This is a genomic window from Caulobacter sp. GW821-FHT05F04 (assembly GCF_059419665.1).
Genome location: NZ_JBWKSF010000009.1, coordinates 227613 through 243783 on the forward strand (window position 1 = coordinate 227613; position 16171 = coordinate 243783).

18 protein-coding genes are annotated in these 16171 nt (G+C 68.5%); 13 read left to right on the forward strand and 5 right to left on the reverse strand.

Annotated features, from left to right (window positions below; translation table 11 throughout):
- The first annotated feature begins 14 nt into the window (after positions 1–14).
- The 5 genes from AC07R7_RS22020 to AC07R7_RS22040 all read left to right on the forward strand — a co-directional run bounded on the left by AC07R7_RS22020 (position 15) and on the right by AC07R7_RS22040 (position 5480).
- Entirely contained in the window at positions 15–2837 is a 2823-nt protein-coding gene (locus AC07R7_RS22020; protein ID WP_492839039.1) for a [protein-PII] uridylyltransferase, read from the forward strand.
- A 59-nt stretch (positions 2838–2896) separates the two neighbouring features.
- Positions 2897–3064 carry a hypothetical protein gene (locus tag AC07R7_RS22025; RefSeq protein WP_492839041.1) on the forward strand — a complete coding sequence of 56 codons (168 nt, stop codon included), beginning with the start codon at positions 2897–2899 and terminating at the stop codon, positions 3062–3064.
- Between the two features lie 62 nt (positions 3065–3126).
- Positions 3127–3666 carry a hypothetical protein gene (locus tag AC07R7_RS22030; protein ID WP_492887271.1) on the forward strand — a complete coding sequence of 180 codons (540 nt, stop codon included), beginning with the start codon at positions 3127–3129 and terminating at the stop codon, positions 3664–3666.
- A 67-nt stretch (positions 3667–3733) separates the two neighbouring features.
- Positions 3734–4636 (forward strand): AraC family transcriptional regulator, encoded by a 903-nt coding sequence (locus AC07R7_RS22035; protein WP_494636583.1) that lies wholly within the window; start codon positions 3734–3736, stop codon positions 4634–4636.
- Between the two features lie 94 nt (positions 4637–4730).
- Positions 4731–5480, forward strand: a complete 750-nt coding sequence (locus AC07R7_RS22040; protein ID WP_494636584.1) for an SDR family oxidoreductase — start codon at positions 4731–4733, stop codon at positions 5478–5480.
- Positions 5481–5542: 62 nt separating this feature from the next.
- On the opposite strand, the gene AC07R7_RS22045 is transcribed toward AC07R7_RS22040, so the two are convergent.
- On the reverse strand, positions 5543–5926 hold the full coding sequence (locus tag AC07R7_RS22045; protein ID WP_494636585.1) for a DUF2237 family protein: 384 nt from the start codon (positions 5924–5926) through the stop codon (positions 5543–5545).
- Between the two features lie 117 nt (positions 5927–6043).
- Here AC07R7_RS22045 and AC07R7_RS22050 point away from each other — a divergent pair, with 117 nt between their 5' ends.
- The gene (locus AC07R7_RS22050) at positions 6044–6940 is read left to right on the forward strand and encodes an HpcH/HpaI aldolase/citrate lyase family protein (RefSeq protein WP_494636586.1); all 897 of its coding nucleotides are present in this window, start codon (positions 6044–6046) and stop codon (positions 6938–6940) included.
- Between the two features lie 10 nt (positions 6941–6950).
- Positions 6951–7955 carry a hypothetical protein gene (locus AC07R7_RS22055; protein WP_494636587.1) on the forward strand — a complete coding sequence of 335 codons (1005 nt, stop codon included), beginning with the start codon at positions 6951–6953 and terminating at the stop codon, positions 7953–7955.
- Here the strand turns inward: AC07R7_RS22055 and AC07R7_RS22060 are convergent.
- Together AC07R7_RS22060 and AC07R7_RS22065 are read right to left on the reverse strand one after the other, a co-directional pair.
- Positions 7952–8377, reverse strand: a complete 426-nt coding sequence (locus AC07R7_RS22060) for an HIT family protein (RefSeq protein WP_494636588.1) — start codon at positions 8375–8377, stop codon at positions 7952–7954. The genes AC07R7_RS22055 and AC07R7_RS22060 overlap by 4 nt on opposite strands.
- Positions 8370–9413: a MaoC family dehydratase gene (locus AC07R7_RS22065; protein ID WP_494636589.1), complete on the reverse strand. Its 1044-nt coding sequence runs from the start codon at positions 9411–9413 to the stop codon at positions 8370–8372. The genes AC07R7_RS22060 and AC07R7_RS22065 overlap by 8 nt, the downstream gene beginning before the upstream one ends.
- 135 nt (positions 9414–9548) lie before the next feature.
- Here AC07R7_RS22065 and mdh point away from each other — a divergent pair, with 135 nt between their 5' ends.
- Entirely contained in the window at positions 9549–10511 is a 963-nt protein-coding gene (gene mdh, locus AC07R7_RS22070) for a malate dehydrogenase (protein ID WP_494636590.1), read from the forward strand.
- A 170-nt stretch (positions 10512–10681) separates the two neighbouring features.
- Here the strand turns inward: mdh and AC07R7_RS22075 are convergent, their stop codons facing one another.
- Entirely contained in the window at positions 10682–11110 is a 429-nt protein-coding gene (locus tag AC07R7_RS22075) for a CBS domain-containing protein (RefSeq protein ID WP_494636591.1), read from the reverse strand.
- A 120-nt stretch (positions 11111–11230) separates the two neighbouring features.
- Between AC07R7_RS22075 and AC07R7_RS22080 the strand changes: the two genes are divergently transcribed.
- The 5 genes from AC07R7_RS22080 (at position 11231) to AC07R7_RS22100 (ending at position 15310) form a co-directional block, all read left to right on the forward strand.
- Entirely contained in the window at positions 11231–11737 is a 507-nt protein-coding gene (locus tag AC07R7_RS22080) for a DUF1993 domain-containing protein (protein WP_494636592.1), read from the forward strand.
- A 286-nt stretch (positions 11738–12023) separates the two neighbouring features.
- Positions 12024–13550 (forward strand): signal recognition particle protein, encoded by a 1527-nt coding sequence (gene ffh / locus AC07R7_RS22085; protein WP_494636593.1) that lies wholly within the window; start codon positions 12024–12026, stop codon positions 13548–13550.
- A 25-nt stretch (positions 13551–13575) separates the two neighbouring features.
- On the forward strand, positions 13576–14100 hold the full coding sequence (gene rpsP / locus AC07R7_RS22090; protein ID WP_492887261.1) for a 30S ribosomal protein S16: 525 nt from the start codon (positions 13576–13578) through the stop codon (positions 14098–14100).
- Between the two features lie 53 nt (positions 14101–14153).
- On the forward strand, positions 14154–14720 hold the full coding sequence (rimM, locus tag AC07R7_RS22095; protein WP_494636594.1) for a ribosome maturation factor RimM: 567 nt from the start codon (positions 14154–14156) through the stop codon (positions 14718–14720).
- Between the two features lie 20 nt (positions 14721–14740).
- A complete protein-coding gene (locus AC07R7_RS22100) occupies positions 14741–15310 on the forward strand; it encodes an NUDIX hydrolase (RefSeq protein WP_494636595.1) in 570 nt (189 codons plus the stop codon).
- 4 nt (positions 15311–15314) lie between these two features.
- Here AC07R7_RS22100 and AC07R7_RS22105 read toward each other — a convergent pair whose 3' ends face one another.
- Positions 15315–16169, reverse strand: a complete 855-nt coding sequence (locus tag AC07R7_RS22105; RefSeq protein ID WP_492887258.1) for an acyl-CoA thioesterase — start codon at positions 16167–16169, stop codon at positions 15315–15317.
- Positions 16170–16171: the final 2 nt, after the last annotated feature.

The following is a 16171-nucleotide window of genomic DNA, read 5'->3' on the forward strand; positions in this document are numbered from 1 at the left end:
ACCATATATCCCTGATGCCCCGTCGCCTTCGCCCCACCCGCCTGGAACATGTCGTCGACGGGCACGCCCTGCGTGCGCGCCTGTCCGCCGCCGCTCTGGATTCCATCGGCAACGAGGCCGAGCAGCGCGCCCGGGCCATCGACATCCTCAAGCAGGCGCTGTTTCGCGGTCGGATGATCGCCAAGGAGCGACTGGAGAACGGCGCCAGCGGCGTCGAGACCGCCCGCCTGATCAGCGGCGTCACCGACGAGGTGATCACCGCCCTCTACGATTTCACGACGGTCCACGTCTTCCGGGCCCGCAACCCGACCGAGGGCGAGCGCCTGTGCCTGCTGGCCGTCGGCGGCTATGGCCGGGGCACCCTGGCCCCGTTCAGCGACATCGATCTCCTGTTCCTGCGGCCCTACAAGCAGACGCCGCACGCCGAGAGCGTGATCGAGTTCATGCTCTATGCGCTGTGGGATCTGGGCTTCAAGGTCGGCCACGCCTCGCGGACCATCGAGGAGTGCGTGCGCCTCTCGAAGGAAGACTTCACGATCCGCACCTCGATCCTGGAGGCCCGCCGGCTGACCGGCGACGAACGCCTGGCCAACGATCTGAAGAAGCGCTTCCGCGACGACGTGATGAAGGGCACCGGCGCCCAGTTCGTCGCCGCCAAGCTGAAGGAGCGCGACGACCGCCAGGCCCGGGCCGGGACCAGCCGCTACATGGTCGAGCCCAACGTCAAGGAAGGCAAGGGCGGCCTGCGCGACCTCCATACCCTGATGTGGATCGCCGAATATCTCCACCCGGTCGACCGGCCCGAGGACGTCTTCAAGATGGAGGTGTTCTCGACCCGCGAGACCAAGGCCTTCATCCGCGCCTTCGACTTCCTGCACGCCGTGCGCGCCCACCTGCACTTCACGACGGGCCGGCCCGAAGAGCGGCTGACCTTCGACCTGCAGCCCGAGATCGCCCGGCGCATGGGCTATGGCGACCGGGGCGACGCGCCGGCGGTCGAGCGGTTCATGCGCCGCTACTTCCTGATCGCCAAGGAGGTCGGGGCCCTCACCCGCGCCTTCTCGGCCAAGCTGGAAGCCGAGCACTTCAAGAACGAACCCAAGGGCATTTCGCGGTTCCTGCCGGGCGGCCGCCCCAAGCGCAAGGCGCTGGATGTCGAGGGCTTCTACGAGGACGGCGGCCGCTTGAACATCGACGGGCCGGCGGTCTTCGAGGCCGATCCGGTTAATCTGATCCGCCTGTTCAAGATCGCCGACGAGCGCGACCTCGACCTGCATCCGGACGCCTTCACGGCGGTGACCCGCGGCCTGTCGCTGATCACGTCCAAGGTCCGCCGGGCCCCCGAGGCCTGCCGGGCGTTCCTGGACCTGCTGGCGCGCGGCAAGCGCAGCTATCGCACCCTGACCCTGATGAACGACGCCGGCGTGCTGGGCCGCTTCATCCCGGAGTTTGGCCGGGTCGTGGCCCAGATGCAGTTCAACATGTACCACTCGTACACGGTGGACGAGCATACCCTGCGGGCCGTGGGCGTGATCGGCGACATGGCGGCCGGCCGGCTGGTGGAGGACCATCCCCTGGCCGTCTCGATCATGCCGTTGATCGAGGACCGCGAGGCGCTGTTCCTGGCCATGCTGCTGCACGACACCGGCAAGGGCGGAGTGGGCGGCCAGGAAAAGGCCGGGGCCCGCGCCGCCCGCAGCGCCTGCGAGCGGCTGGGCGTGGACCGCACCAAGGTCGAGCTGGTCGCCTGGCTGGTCGAGAACCACCTCGTGATGAGCGACTTCGCCCAGAAGCGCGACGTGTCCGACCCCGGCACCGTCGCCGCCTTCGCCCGCATCGTCGAGAACCCCGAGCGCCTGCGCCTGCTGCTGGTCATCACCGTCGCCGACATCCGCGCCGTGGGGCCGGGGGTGTGGAACGGCTGGAAGGGCCAGCTGCTGCGCGAGCTCTACAACGCCACCGAGGCCGTGTTCCGGGGCGGGCGCGGCAGCGACGCCGCCGCCAACGTCCTGCGCCACCAGGAGAGTCTGGCCGAGGCCGCTCGCGCCACGCTGCTGGAGATCGACCCGGCCGCCAAGGGCTGGGTCTCGGCGATGGAAAACGCCTATTTCAGCGCCTTCCCACAGGAGGAGCTGTTCGAGCATGCCGCCCTGGCCCGCCGCGCCGCCATCCAGGGCGGGGCCGCCGCCGAGGGCCGAGTGCACCCTAACCAGAACGCCGCCGAGATCGTGATCGCCGCCAAGGACCGTCGCGGCCTGTTCGCCGACCTGGCCATGGCCATTTCGGCCCTAGGCGGCAATGTCGTCGGCGCACGCGTCTTCACCTCCCGCCAGGGCCAGGCGTTGGACGTCTTCTACGTCCAGGACGTGACCGGCGCGCCGTTCGGCTGTGAGAACCCGCGCGCCCTGCGCCGCCTGGCCGACGCGCTGGAAGCCGCCGGCAAGGGCGAGTCTCTGGGCGTCGAGCCGCGCCGGGGCTCCGAACAGTCCCGCGCCGCCGCCTTCGCCATCGCGCCGACCGTGACGATCGACAACGAGGCGTCCAACGACGCCACGGTGGTCGAGGCCTCGGGCCGCGACCGGCCTGGCCTGCTGCACGCCTTGGCCAAGACCCTGGCCGACAACGGCCTGTCCATCCAGTCGGCTCATATCGACGGCTATGGCGAGCGGGCGGTCGACGCCTTCTACGTCCAGACGCCGGAAGGCGGAAAGCTGACCGAGACCCGCAAGGTGGCCGTCGTCAAGGCCGACCTGCTGGCGGCTCTGGAGCAGAACGAGGCCACCGCGCCCGCCGCTCGTCCAGGCCTGAAGCGCGCGCGGGCCAGCGTGGCGCGGTAGGTCTGTCTTGCCGGCGTCACGGATCACCGCCTAGACTTGCGCCGTAGCCGGGGAAAGACATGAAGCCGCCCATCAAGCGCCTGGCCGACATCAAGCCCGGGTCGACCGCCGAGACCTATGCCCGCCCCACGCCGAAGGTGGCGCGGCGTCAGACCGCCAAGGTGCTGACGCCCGAGGAAAAGGCGGCGTTCCTGGCCTCGCGCCCGGACCTGTCGTCGAAGTCCTGAGCGGGATCGACATCGCGCGCCTGGCTGCTTAGACCTTCCCACAGGTTGAGTGCGGAAACCGTATGGCGAGCAATACATCGGCAAACGTGGCGACGGGCGAGGCCGCCGAACTCTGGGCGCTGTGGGACAAGCTCAAGCGCCTGTTCCCGACCTGGAGCGTGCTGCCGGAAGCCTTCTACACCCCCGGCGCCTGGGGCTATGTGGGCGTCGATTTCGTCAGCGGTTTTCGCAAGAACCCCTCGACCCTGAAGACCTTCGCTCTGCTGAAGGATGTCGATGACGCCCGCTTCGACGCCCTGTCGGCCCTGGCCAATCTCAACGCGCGCCGCCAGGAGCAGCTGCTGCGTGCGGTGGTCATCATCTACCTGACCCTGCCGCTGACGATCACGGCGCTGGCGGCCGACATGGCGGGCGACAGCCTGATGGGTCTCCTGCGCGAGCACACCGTCCCGGCGATCCAGATCGCCCTGGGCATCACTCTCGGGCCGCTCGGTTACTTCCTGAGCCACTGGCGCTCGCGCCAGATCGTCGGGGTTCTGGACCTGATCCGCATCGAACGCGGCCAGGCGCCGTTCACGGCCTTGGAGCTGCGGGAGGAGTAGGGGCGACTGGACAGTCAGGTGCGATGATCGATAATCATTGGGCTAGATTTCAGTTTCGATCGTCCGAATGGATCCGCTCAGCGACGTCATCGCCCTGCTCCGGCCGAACTCGGTCATCTCCAAGCCCATCACCGGCAGGGGAACCTGGGGCGTGCGCTACGCCGCCCACGACGCGCCGGGCTTCACGATTGTCCTCAAGGGCGAATGCTGGATCGCCTTCGAGGGCCAGCCGGCCTTCCGGATGGGGCGGGGCGACTTCCTGTTGTTGCCGTCGACACCGGCCTTCACCCTGAGCAGCGCCCCCGGCGTCGCGGGCGAGGCGCGCGAACCCACGGACATCCCGGTCCGGCACGGTGAGCAGGAGGGCGAGGCCGATTTCGAATCCCTGGGCGGCGCTTTCGGCATCGAGCGGGTCAACGCGTCGCTGCTGCTGGCCCTGCTGCCGCGCATGATCCACATCCCCGCCTCGGAGGGGCGGACCGACCGCCTGGCGGGCGTGATCGCGCTGATCATGGACGAATGCGGACGCGACGAGCCAGGCAAGGACATGATCCTGCGGCGGATGCTGGAGGTCCTGCTGGTCGAGGCCCTGCGCTGGCGGGGCGTGGTCCGCGATGACGCCCGGGCCGGCCTGCTGAATGGCCTGCGCGACCCGGCCCTGGCCCGGGTCCTGCGGGCCATGCACGCCGACGTGCGCGCCCACTGGACGGTCGCGGGACTGGCCAAGATCGCCGGCTTGTCGCGATCGGCCTTCGCCGCGCGCTTCGGCGAGGTGCTGGGCTGCGGGCCGATCGAGTATCTGGCGCGTTGGCGCATGGCCCTGGCCAGGACCGCCCTTGTCAGCGGAGACAAGACCCTCGACAGGATCGCCGACGAGATCGGCTATGAGTCCGCCAGCGCCTTCAGCACGGCCTTTCGCAAACGGCAGGGCTGCTCACCTGGCCGGTTCGTTCGAAGCCTCGCCGCCTGATCTGGACGATCGGAAACTAATCTTGGACGTTCGATTATCGATCGGCCTGGTGTGAAGGTGCATTGAGGAGACCGTCCCATCCGTGGAGGTCCCCATGCAAACCATCCTGATCACCGGCGCGTCCTCGGGCTACGGCCTGGAAACCGCTCGCTATTTTCTGGCCAATGGTTGGCGCGTCATCGCCACCATGCGCCGGCCCGACCCGAGCGTCCTGCCGCGCTCCGAGAGCCTGCGCATTCTGCCGCTGGACGTGACCCAGCCGGACAGCATCGCCGCGGCCATCGTCGCCGCCGGTCCGATCGACGCCCTGGTCAACAATGCCGGGGTCGGTGTCGTCGGCGCGTTCGAAGCCACGCCGATGGCCCACATCCGCAAGGTGTTCGACACCAACACCTTCGGCGTCATGGCCATGTGCCAGGCAGTGATCCCGGGGATGCGGGCGCGCCGTTCGGGCGTGATCGTCAACGTCACCTCGACCGTCACCCTGGCCGCCATGCCGCTGGCCGCCGCCTATACCGCCAGCAAGCAGGCCATCGAGGGCTTCACGGGGTCGCTGGCCCACGAGCTGGGTCATTTCGGCGTGCGCGTGAAGCTGGTCGAGCCCGGCTATGGCCCGACGACCCGCTTCAGCCAGAACACCGACGTCAAGGTCGAGGACCTGATCCCGCCGGCCTATGCCGACTTCGCCGCGCCGATCTTCGAGAGCTTCGCCAAGCCGGCGATGACCACCCGCGAGATCGACGTCGCCGAAGCTGTTTGGGACGCCGTCGCCGACACCAAGGGCCGGCTGCGCTTCCCCGCCGGCGCGGACGCGGTGGCGCTTTTCAAGGCGCGGTTCGGCTAGAGCTCCGCGGTCCCTTTCACATCTTCAGCGGTCTCCGCGTGAAGCGGCGGAGCCGTGCGTTCTCACGCCGCCGCGTGGTCCTTCAGCACCCCCAGGGTCACCACCGCCAGCATCTCCTCGTGGGTGGCGTCCAGCACCACCTGGGGCGCCATGCCGGCGTCGAGGGCTTCCTTCCAGCGGCCGGCGCACAGGCACCAGCGGTCGCCGGCCTTCAGCCCCGGGAAGGCCAGTTCGGGACGCGGGGTGGAGAGGTCGTTGCCCTGGTTCTTGGAGAAGACCAGAAAGTCGTCGGTCATCACCGCGCAGACGGTGTGCAGGCCCAGGTCGTGCGGCCCGGTCTCGCAGCAGCCGTTGCGATAGAAGCCGGTGACCGGATCCATCGAGCACGGGACGAGTTCGCCGCCCATGACGTTCCTGGCGCTCTTGTCGTATCGAGTGGTGCTCATGGGGCGATCCTAGTCCTGTGAGGGACGGCGCCAAGCCGCTTCCCGTACGGGGAAGGCTTTTGCTGCGTCGCAGCGATGCTAGGGTCGCACCAAGGACAAGAGAGCAGGGGATTTTCCGTGACCGACACCGCCATCCGCCCGCGCCGCAGCGCCCTCTATATGCCGGCTTCCAACGCCAAGGCCGTCGAGAAGGCCCGCACCCTGGACGCCGACGTGATCATCCTCGACCTGGAAGACGCCGTCGCGCCGGAGATGAAGCCGGCGGCGCGCGAGGCGGCGGTGGCGGCGGTCAAGGCCGGCGGCTTCGGCGCGCGCGAGGTGGTGATCCGGGTCAACGGCATCGACACGCCGTGGGGCGCCGAGGACCTGCGGGCCGCCGCCGAGGCCGGTCCGGACGCGGTGCTGGTTCCGAAGGTCAGCGACGCCGCGGAGGTCCGGCTGTACGACCAGCACCTGAACGCCGCGCCGCCCGCGACCCGGCTGTGGACGATGATCGAGACCGCCAAGGCCGCCTTTCACCTGTGGGATATCGCCGGCGCGGTCCACGGCACGCGGCTGTCGACCTGGGTCATGGGCGTCAATGACTTCGCCAAGGAGATGCGGGCTCGCCAGACGCCGGACCGCGCGCCGTTCCTGCCGCTGCTGACCCTGTCGGTGGCGGCGGCGCGGGCCCACGGCCTGAACATCCTGGATGGGGTGCACAACGACATCGAGGACCTGGACGCCCTGGAGGCGGTCTGCGTCCAGGGCGTCGACTTCGGCTTCGACGGCAAGACCCTGATCCATCCCAAGCACCTGGAAATCTGCAACCGGGTGTTCTCGCCCTCGCCGGACGACATCGCCTGGAGCCAGGCGGTGATCGCCGCCTTCAACGCGCCCGAAAATGCTGGCAAAGGAGCCTTGCGGGTCGACGGCAAGATGGCCGAGCGCTTGCATCTGACGCAGGCGCAGCGTCTTGTCGCGGTGGCGCAGGCCATCGCGGGACGCGGGGCAGACGCCGAAATGGGGCGCTAGAAGGTTTCGTATGCGGGCTCGGGCTATCGTTCTTTCCGTCGTCTTGCTGGCCAGCCCCGCGCTGGCGCAACAGACCCCGGCGACGGTCCCGCCCGCGGGCTATGTGCCGACCTTCGGGACCCAGGCCGCGCCGCCTGCCGCTCCCGCGCCTCCGGTCGGAGCGCCTGTCCTGGACTCGTCGCAGATCCCGCAGGCTCTCGATCCGATGGCCGACCTGATCTCGCAGAGCGGCCAGGCGGTCGACGAAGAGACCGCCGAGACCGCCGCCAACAAGCCCGCCGCCAAGCACCGGGCCGCCGTCCTGCCGATCCCGCCGCCGGAGCCCGAGGCGCCGACCGGCGGCGAGCTGACCAAGGCCCAGGTCTACGAACTTCGGGTCAAGGGCTCGATCGCGGCCGCCCAGAACCTGCAAGGCCCGCTGGACGGCGGCTGGCGGATCGTCGGCAACGACGGCGGCCAGCTCTACGCCCTGCAGATCGTCGACAAGGCCGGCGGGTATGGCGAGCTGGAAGGCGCCTGGCGTGATGTCCGCCGTCCGGGGGCCGTCGGCTCGACGGGGCTGATCGACGACCTGCGCCGCGACGGCGACGTCGTCGTCGTCCGCTTCAGCCCCAAGGGCGGCCAATCCACGACCCTGACCCTGCGTCCGTCCGGCGACGAGCGATGGTCGGGCGAACTGGTCGAGAACGGCGCGACCCAGGCGGTCAACGCCGAACACATTCTTCCGCAGGCTCCGCCCGGCTACGAAGGTCAGGGGCGCGGGCCCTATGTCTGGCCGCCGCGCGTGGTCGCCCGTTCGCCGGCCCCGGCCGCCGCCGCCCCGGCCTGCTCGACCCGGGGCAAGAAGGGCAAGGCCCTGAAAGCCGCCAAGGCCAAGTGCGCCGCCGCGGCCAAGAAGGGCGGCAAGGCCTCGGCCCTCAAGAAGGGCAAGGGCGGCAAAGCCAAGGCCACGACCGGGAAGAAGGGCAAAGCGACGGCGGCCAAGAAGGGCTCGGCCAAAAAGAAGAAGCGTTAGGGCCTCAAGGCGTCCCGCGCCGCCGCGATCGGGGCCGCGAGGCCCTCAGCGGTATAGGTGGCGGCCGGGCTGTGGCCCCAGACGGGACCGGGCCAGGCCGGATCGCCCTTTCGACGACCCACGACGTGGACGTGCAGCTGGGCCGTGACATTGCCCAGCGCCCCGACGTTCATCTTGTCGACCGCCAGGCCCAGGGCCGTCCCGACCGCGCGAACGGCGGTTCCGGCCAGGACGATCTCCTCCATCAGCTGGATCCGGTGAGCCGTATCCAGGTCCTCGATCTCCCGCAGGCCGGGCTGGCGCGGGACCAAAACCAGCCACGGATAGCGGGCGTCGTCGTGCAGGCGCGCCTCGCATAGCGGCAGGTCGGCGACCTTGTGCGACGTGGCGACGAAGGCCGGATCAATCGAGAACTCAGCCACGTTTCGGAACCGCCGCCCAGTAGTCGAAGTCGAGAATGACGCCTGGATTGTAGGCCTCGCCCTCCTTGTCCGGGAAGTCGTCGCAAAGCCGGTCCTTGGTCGCCACCAGCCGCAGGCGCAGGGCGCCGATCGAGCCCAGATCGGCCTTGTCCAGCACCTCGCTCCACGCGAACACCGTGCCGCCGGCGAAGAACGGAGCCACGTGCCGCCCGCCGTTGATCGCCAGGATCAGGCCGGCGTTCTGCAAGCCGTTGAACGACAGCGCCTTGGCGGTCGAGATCACCACGCCGCCATAGATCAGCCGCTTGCCCGACGGGTCCTTGCTCCGCTCGAACTGGTTGAAATGGACCTTGGCCGTGTTCTGCCACAAACGGGTGGCCATCTGGTGCTCGGCCTCCTCGATCGCCATGCCGTCGACATGGTCGATCTTCTCGCCGATCGCATAGTCCTCGAAGGCGTGCGGCGCGCCGGCCAGGGCCCAGTCATAACCGCTGAAGTCCAGACCTTCGGGAACCGCCAGATCGGCCGGGGCCACCGCCGCCGACAGGGTCGGGACCGCCTGCTCGGTGATCTCGGCGCCCGGATCGCGCTTTCGGACCATCACCCAGCGGACATAGCTCAGCACGGCCTCGCCGCGCTGGTTGGTCCCGGTCGTTCGCACATAGACGACGCCGGTCTTGCGGTTGGAGTTTTCCTTCAGCCCGATCACGTCCGAGACGGCGCTCAGCGTGTCGCCGGGAAACACCGGGGCCAGGAAGCGGCCCTCGGCGTAGCCCAGGTTGGCGACGGCGTTCAGGCTGACGTCCGGCACGGTCTTGCCGAACACCACGTGGAAGGCGATCAGCGGGTCGACGGGGGCGGACATAAGGCCGCAGGCCTTGGCGAACTCGTCCGACGAGAACAGCGAGAAGCGTGGGCCATAAAGCGCCGTGTACAGCGCGACATCGCCCGCCGTAACGGTTCGGGGCGTGGCGTGGACCAGTCTCTGGCCCAGCCGGAAGTCCTCGAAGAAATGGCCTGGATCGGTCTTGCTCATCCCCGGTGCTCCTTATCGCTGTTCAGCCATCTTTGCCGCAGTGCAGCGAAACCGGAAAGAGGGCTTGAGGCCGAGCCGCGACGGGTCTAGACCGCGCCCCGACATTCCACTGTCCACAGCCTTGATGGAGACCCCATGGCTCGCGCGAAGATCGCCCTTATCGGCGCCGGCATGATCGGCGGCACCCTGGCCCACATCGCCGCTCGCGAAGAGCTGGGCGACGTGATCCTGTTCGACATCGCCGAAGGCACCCCGCAGGGCAAGGCGCTGGATATCGCCGAAGCCTCGGCCGTGTTCGGCAAGGACGTGACCCTGAAGGGCGCCAACGCCTACGAGGACATCGCCGGCGCCGACGTCTGCATCGTGACCGCCGGCGTGCCGCGCAAGCCGGGCATGAGCCGCGACGACCTGCTGGGCATCAACCTGAAGGTCATGAAGGCCGTCGGCGAAGGCATCAAGGCCCACGCCCCGAACGCCTTCGTCATCTGCATCACCAACCCGCTCGACGCCATGGTCTGGGCCCTGCAGCAGTTCTCGGGCCTGCCGAAGGAAAAGGTCATCGGCATGGCCGGCGTCCTCGACTCGGCCCGCTTCGCCTACTTCCTGGCCGAAGCCACCGGCGTGTCGGTCGAAGACATCCACGCCTGGACCCTGGGCGGTCACGGCGACGACATGGTGCCGATGGTCCGTCACTCGACGGTCGGCGGCCTGCCGCTGCCGGAACTGGTCAAGCAAGGCTGGCTGACGCAAGAGAAGCTGGACTCCATCGTCGAGCGCACCCGCAAGGGCGGCGGCGAGATCGTCGCCCTGCTGAAGACCGGCTCGGCCTTCTACGCCCCGGCCGAGAGCGCCATCGCCATGGCGACCTCGTACCTGAAGGACAAGAAGCGCGTCCTGCCGTGCGCCACCTACCTGACCGGCCAGTACGGCCTGGACGGCCTCTATGTCGGCGTGCCGGTCGTCATCGGCGCCGGCGGCGCCGAAAAGATCGTCGAGTTCGAAACCAACGACGCCGAGAAGGCGATGTTCGCCGCCTCGGTCGCCTCGGTTAAGGGCCTGATGGAAGCCTGCAAGGCCATCGACAGCTCGCTGGTCTAAGCGACCCTCGATCCAAGAATGACGAAGGGCGGCTCCTCGCGGGGCCGCCCTTTTTTCTTTGTTCGAAAACCCCGCCCTTCGACAGGCTCAGGGTGAGGTTTTCTACAGCTGAGCGCCTGCCCTCGTCCTCATCCTGAGCTTGTCGAAGGACGGGGAGGACGCAAGGGCGGCTATTGCGCCTCGTCGGACTCCTGCGAGATCTCCTCCAAGGTCTTGCCGACCTGCTTGGCGCCGTAGTCCTTGGCGACGTCGCCCAGCGAGAGAATTCCGGTCAGGCCGCCGGCGTCGTTCAGCACGATCAGGCGACGGACCTGATGGTTGGCCATCTTGGCGGTGGCGTCGGCCAGGACGTCGTCTTCCTTCACGCTCAGCACCTCGCCGTCCGACATGGCCTCGGAAATGGGGCCGTCGAAGCTGCGGCCCTCGGCGACCACCCGCAGGACGATGTCGCGGTCGGTGACCACGCCCACCACCTTGCCGTCTTCGACCACGGGGACCACCCCGCTTTCGACCTGGGCCATGGTCTGGGCGACCTGGCGGATGGTGTCGGAGGGACGGGCGACCGAGACCTGGCTGGTCATGGCGTCGCTGACTTTCATGAGGGAGCCTCGTGGGTTGGAATTGCGAGGCTGTAAAACCCTCAGCTTGGTCCAACCGTTCCGCTTCCGATCGTCACGGGGCGCGCCTATCTAGGCGCTTCCCCTTTCGTGGAGCTTCCCATGGCGATCTCTATCCATCAGGCCAGCGTGCCCGTGTTCATCCAGGGCCTGAAGGGTCTGAAGGGCGTGCTGACCAAGGCCGCCGCCGTGGTCGAGGCCAAGGGATGGGATCCGGACGCCCTGCTGAAGGCGCGGCTCTATCCCGACATGTTCCCGCTGATCCGCCAGGCGCAGATCGCCACCGACTTCGCCAAGGGCTGCTGCGCGCGCCTGGCCGGGGCCGAGGTTCCGGCCTGGGATGATGTCGAGACCAGCTTCGCCGAACTGATCGCCCGCATCGACCGGGCCATCGCCTATGTCGAGGGCCTGGATCCGGCCGCCTTCGCCGGCGCGGAGGATCGCGACATCACCCTGACCCGCCGCGGCGAGACCAGCGTGGTCAAGGGCCTGGTCTATTTCCAGACCCAGGCCATGCCGAACTTCTTCTTCCACATCACCACCGCCTACGCGATCCTGCGCCACAATGGCGTCGAGGTCGGCAAGCGCGACTTCCTGGGCGTGGCCTGATCCTCGCCCCCGGGGCGGCCGTGAATGGCCGCCCCCTTTGACTCGTCGCCCTTTTCTGTGCATAAGCCCCGGCTTCCGGCGCTTTATCAGCAGCGCCTCCACCGTCACGACCCCGGCCTGTTAGCGCAGGATCCATCCGGACGAGGACGGCGAGGACCCCCGTCGACGTGATCGTCCACGGGGGCTGATCGCGTTTGGACCCCGGTCTGTTCTTCGAACAGGCCGAAGCAAGACAAAGAGTCGGAACGTGACGCGTCACGTTCCAGGGTATTCAACAGGGTTCGACATGTTCGACGGCCTTACAGAGCGACTTTCCGACGTCTTCGAACGTCTTGGCGGTCGCGGCGTGCTGTCCGAGAAGGACATCGACGAGGCGCTGCGCGAGGTTCGCGTCGCCCTGCTCGAGGCCGACGTCGCCCTGCCGGTCGTCAAGGACTTCATCAGCAAGGCCAAGGAGCTGGCGGCTGGCGAAGCGGTCATTCGTTCGGTCAAGCCGGCCGACCAGGTGGTCAAGATCGTCTATGACGGCCTGGTCGACATGCTGGGCGGCGAGCAGCCGACCGGCCTGAACCTGGCGCTGAATCCCCCGTCGGTGATCCTGATGGCTGGCCTGCAGGGCTCGGGCAAGACCACCACCACCGGCAAGCTGGCCCTGCGCCTGTCCAAGACCGAGCGCAAGAAGGTGCTGGTCGCCTCGCTCGACACGCGTCGCCCGGCCGCCATGGAACAGCTGGCGACCCTGGCCAAGCAGGTCGAGGTCGAAAGCCTGCCGATCGTCCCCGGCCAGAGCGCCCAGGACATCGCCAAACGCGCGATGAGCGCCGCCAAGCTGGGCGGCTACGACGTCTTGATTCTCGACACCGCCGGCCGCACCACGCTGGACGAGGCGATGATGAGCGAGGCGGCGGACATCGCCCGCATCGCCCAGCCGTCCGAGACCATCCTGGTCGCCGACAGCCTGACCGGCCAGGACGCCGTGCGCACGGCCAAGGCGTTCCACGAGCGCCTGCCGCTGACAGGCCTGATCCTGACCCGCGCCGACGGCGACGGCCGTGGCGGCGCGGCCCTGTCGATGCGCCACGTCACCGGCCTGCCGATCAAGTTCCTCGGCGCCGGCGAGAAGATCGACCAGCTGGACGTGTTCGACGCCCGCCGCGTCGCCGGCCGCATCCTGGGCCAAGGCGACGTCGTGGCGCTGGTCGAGAAGGCCGCGGCCGACCTCGACCATGCCGAAGCCGAGCGCATGGCCAGGAAGCTGGCCAAGGGCAAATTCGACCTCGACGACCTGTCGGCTCAGCTCTCCCAGATGCAGAAACTGGGCGGCATGGAAGGCATCATGGGCCTGCTGCCCGGCGTGCAGAAGGTCAAGAAACAGATCGCCGAGAGCGGCATCGACGACCGCGTCTTCCGTCGCCAGCAGGCGATCATCAGCTCGATGACCAAGGAAGAGCGCAAGAAGCCCGACATCCTGGCCGCCTCGCGCAAGCGTCGCATCGCGGCCGGTTCGGGCGTCGACGTCGCCGAGGTCAACCGCCTGCTCAAGCAGCACCGCCAGATGGCCGACATGTTCAAGGCCATGTCCAAGGACGGCGGCAAGGGCATGGCCCGCATGGCCCAGATGATGGGCGGCGGCGACATGGCGCGCATGAAGAACATGGGCGGGGGCCGCATGCCCCAGTCCGATCCCAACGCAGCGGGGGGCCAAGGCCCCTCGGGGCTGCCCGGTCTGCCGGGCCTCGGGGGCGGCGGCGACGCCAAGCCCAACCCTCTCTCCGGCCTGGGCCTGCCCGGCTTCAACCCGTTCAAGAAATAGAACTTTAGACCAAGGACTACCTCAAATGCTGAAGATCCGTCTCGCCCGTGGCGGCGCCAAGAAGCGTCCGTACTACTCGATCGTCGTCGCCGACAGCCACTCGCCGCGCGATGGCCGTTTCATCGAGAAGGTCGGCACCTACAACCCGCTCCTCAAGAAGGACGACGCCAACCGCGTCACCCTGAAGGTCGAGTCGATCCAGGAATGGCTCAAGAAGGGCGCCCAGCCGACCGACCGCGTCGCCCGCTTCCTGGCCGCCCAAGGCCTGACCACCTGGGCCCACGGCAATAACCCGCAAAAGGGCGCCCCGGGCAAGAAGGCTCAAGAGCGTTCGGCCGAGCGCGCTCAGCGCGAAGAAGACCGCAAGCAAGCCGAAATCGACGCCAAGGCCGCCGCCGAAGCCGAGAAGGCCGCTGCGGCTGAAGCCGCCGCCGCCGCTGCCGCTGAAGCCGCCGCCGCTCCGGCCGTGGAAGAAGCCCCGGCCGCTGAAGCCGCTGCCGAAGAGGCCCCGGCCGCTGAAGCTCCGGCCGAAGAAGCTTCGGAAGGCTAAGGGTTCCAGCGCCGTCGTCTCTTTCGAGGCGACGGCGCGACTCCGTCCGCGTGATGACCGCCTCTCCCGAAGATCCGCTGATCCTGGTCGGCCGCGTGGCCGGCGGCTTCGGCGTGCGCGGCGAGGTGCGGATTTCGACCTATACCGAAGACCCGATGAGCATCGCGGCCTTCAGGAGCTTGAAGCGCCAGGACGGCACGCCCGCCCTGACCATCGCCTCGGCCCGCAAGACCAAGGACGGCGTCGTCTGCCGCTGTTCGGGGATCGAGACCAAGGAAGCCGCCGACGCCCTGCGCGGCCTTCGTCTCTACGTCCCGCGCTCGGCCCTGCCGCAGCCCGACGAGGACGAGTTCTATCTCACGGACCTCGTGGGTTTGACCGTCCGCCACATTCAGACCGACGTCCTGCTGGGCCGCGTGAAGAGCGTCCAGAATTTCGGCGCCGGTGACATTCTTGAGATCGCCCCGGACCTGGGCGGTCCGACCTGGTACCTGCCGTTCACGCGGGCGGCCGTGCCCGAGGTCAAGATCCCCGAAGGTCTGATCCTGGCCGATCCGCCCGCCCTGGTCGGCGAGCCGGAAGGCTCCGCCGAAGACGAAGAGCTGGGCGACCGAGACTGACTTTCGGCGAGGAGCCAGTGATGTCGGACGGAAAATGGCGGGTCACCGCCTCGCGCGTCGTTCACAAGGACCGCTGGATCAGTCTGCGCGCCGACGACTGCGTGACCGATGAGGGCGCGGTGGTTGCGCCCTACTACGTGCTGGAATATCGCGACTGGGTCGAACTGGTGGCCCTGGACGCCGAGAACAACGTCCTGCTGGTGCGCCAGTATCGTCACGCTTTGGGCGACATTTCCACCGAGCTTCCGGCCGGGGGCATGGACGCCGACGAGACCGATCCGGTCGAGGCCGCTCGCCGCGAACTGCTCGAGGAAGCCGGCTGCGCGGGAACCTTGACCCTGCTGGGCGAGACCCGGCCCAACGCCGGGACGCACACCAACCGCATCCACATCATCCTGGCGCGCGACGTGGCGAAGGTCGCCGAGCCGAAGGACGACCCCCACGAACGGCTCGAAAGCCTCTGGGTCCCGGCCGCCGAGGCCCTGCGCATGGCGCTGGCCGGCGAGATGACGGTGGGCATGCAGGCGGCCTCGCTGCTGCGCGGGCTCGCCGCCGCCGGCGTGGTCAGGATCGAGGCGGTTCAGGCCTGAAGGCCTACTTCCGCACCCGCATCAGACATTCCTGGGCCACCGAGGCCAGCAGTTTACCGTCCTGGCTGAACATCTGGCCGCGCACCAGGCCGCGCCCCTGCGAAGCGTTGGGGCTGTCTTGCGCGAACAGGGTCCAGCCGTTGAAGTCGAACGGGCGGTGGAACCACATGGCGTGGTCCAGGCTGGCGGCCTGCAGGCCCGGCGTCGTCCAGATCAGGCCGTGCGGGCGAAGGGCGCTTTCCATGAACGCCATGTCCGAGGCGTAGGCCAGGGCGGCCTGCTGCATCTTCACGTCGTCGCCCAGCGGGGCCTTGGCCCGCATCCAGACGTTCTTGGTCCCGGACTTCTTCACCGGCGCGACCGGGTTCTGCTGGTCGACCCAGCGGATGTCGACGGGACGCGGCTTGCCGACCATGGCCAGCATCTTCGGATGGATCTGGTCACCCAGGCTCTTGAGGAACTCGACCTCGGTCGGCAGGCTCTCGGGAGCGGGCGCGTCGGGCATGTCCGACTGGTGCTCGAAGCCGTCCTCCGGCGTCTGGAACGAGGCGGCCAGGTTGAAGATCTGCTCGCCATGCTGGATGGCGGCGACCCGGCGGGTGGTGAAGGTGCCGCCGTCGCGGGCCCGCTCGACTTCGTAGAGCACCGGGGCGTTCACATCGCCGGGGCGGATGAAATAGGCGTGCAGCGAGTGACAGACCCGGTCCGGCACGGTCTTGTAGGCGGCCAGCAGGGCCTGGGCGATCACCAAGCCGCCGAAGATGCGCGGGAAGCCGTCGTTCGGGCTGACGCCGCGGAACAGGTTCACCTCGATCGGTTCGAGGTCGAGGATATCGGCGAGGTTCTCGGTCGTCTGCATGG

Bases quoted from the DNA above. Each gene is read 5' to 3' on its own strand.
- AC07R7_RS22025 (WP_492839041.1), top strand. From the start codon at position 2,897: ATGAAGCCGCCCATCAAGCGCCTGGCCGACATCAAGCCCGGGTCGACC.
- AC07R7_RS22030 (WP_492887271.1), top strand. From the start codon at position 3,127: ATGGCGAGCAATACATCGGCAAACGTGGCGACGGGCGAGGCCGCCGAA.
- rpsP (WP_492887261.1), top strand. From the start codon at position 13,576: ATGCTGAAGATCCGTCTCGCCCGTGGCGGCGCCAAGAAGCGTCCGTAC.
- ffh (WP_494636593.1), top strand. From the start codon at position 12,024: ATGTTCGACGGCCTTACAGAGCGACTTTCCGACGTCTTCGAACGTCTT.
- rimM (WP_494636594.1), top strand. From the start codon at position 14,154: ATGACCGCCTCTCCCGAAGATCCGCTGATCCTGGTCGGCCGCGTGGCC.
- AC07R7_RS22065 (WP_494636589.1), bottom strand. From the start codon at position 9,413: ATGAGCAAGACCGATCCAGGCCATTTCTTCGAGGACTTCCGGCTGGGC.
- AC07R7_RS22040 (WP_494636584.1), top strand. From the start codon at position 4,731: ATGCAAACCATCCTGATCACCGGCGCGTCCTCGGGCTACGGCCTGGAA.
- AC07R7_RS22105 (WP_492887258.1), bottom strand. From the start codon at position 16,169: ATGCAGACGACCGAGAACCTCGCCGATATCCTCGACCTCGAACCGATC.
- AC07R7_RS22055 (WP_494636587.1), top strand. From the start codon at position 6,951: ATGCGGGCTCGGGCTATCGTTCTTTCCGTCGTCTTGCTGGCCAGCCCC.
- AC07R7_RS22075 (WP_494636591.1), bottom strand. From the start codon at position 11,110: ATGAAAGTCAGCGACGCCATGACCAGCCAGGTCTCGGTCGCCCGTCCC.
- AC07R7_RS22045 (WP_494636585.1), bottom strand. From the start codon at position 5,926: ATGAGCACCACTCGATACGACAAGAGCGCCAGGAACGTCATGGGCGGC.
- AC07R7_RS22020 (WP_492839039.1), top strand. From the start codon at position 15: ATGCCCCGTCGCCTTCGCCCCACCCGCCTGGAACATGTCGTCGACGGG.
- mdh (WP_494636590.1), top strand. From the start codon at position 9,549: ATGGCTCGCGCGAAGATCGCCCTTATCGGCGCCGGCATGATCGGCGGC.
- AC07R7_RS22080 (WP_494636592.1), top strand. From the start codon at position 11,231: ATGGCGATCTCTATCCATCAGGCCAGCGTGCCCGTGTTCATCCAGGGC.
- AC07R7_RS22035 (WP_494636583.1), top strand. From the start codon at position 3,734: ATGGATCCGCTCAGCGACGTCATCGCCCTGCTCCGGCCGAACTCGGTC.
- AC07R7_RS22100 (WP_494636595.1), top strand. From the start codon at position 14,741: ATGTCGGACGGAAAATGGCGGGTCACCGCCTCGCGCGTCGTTCACAAG.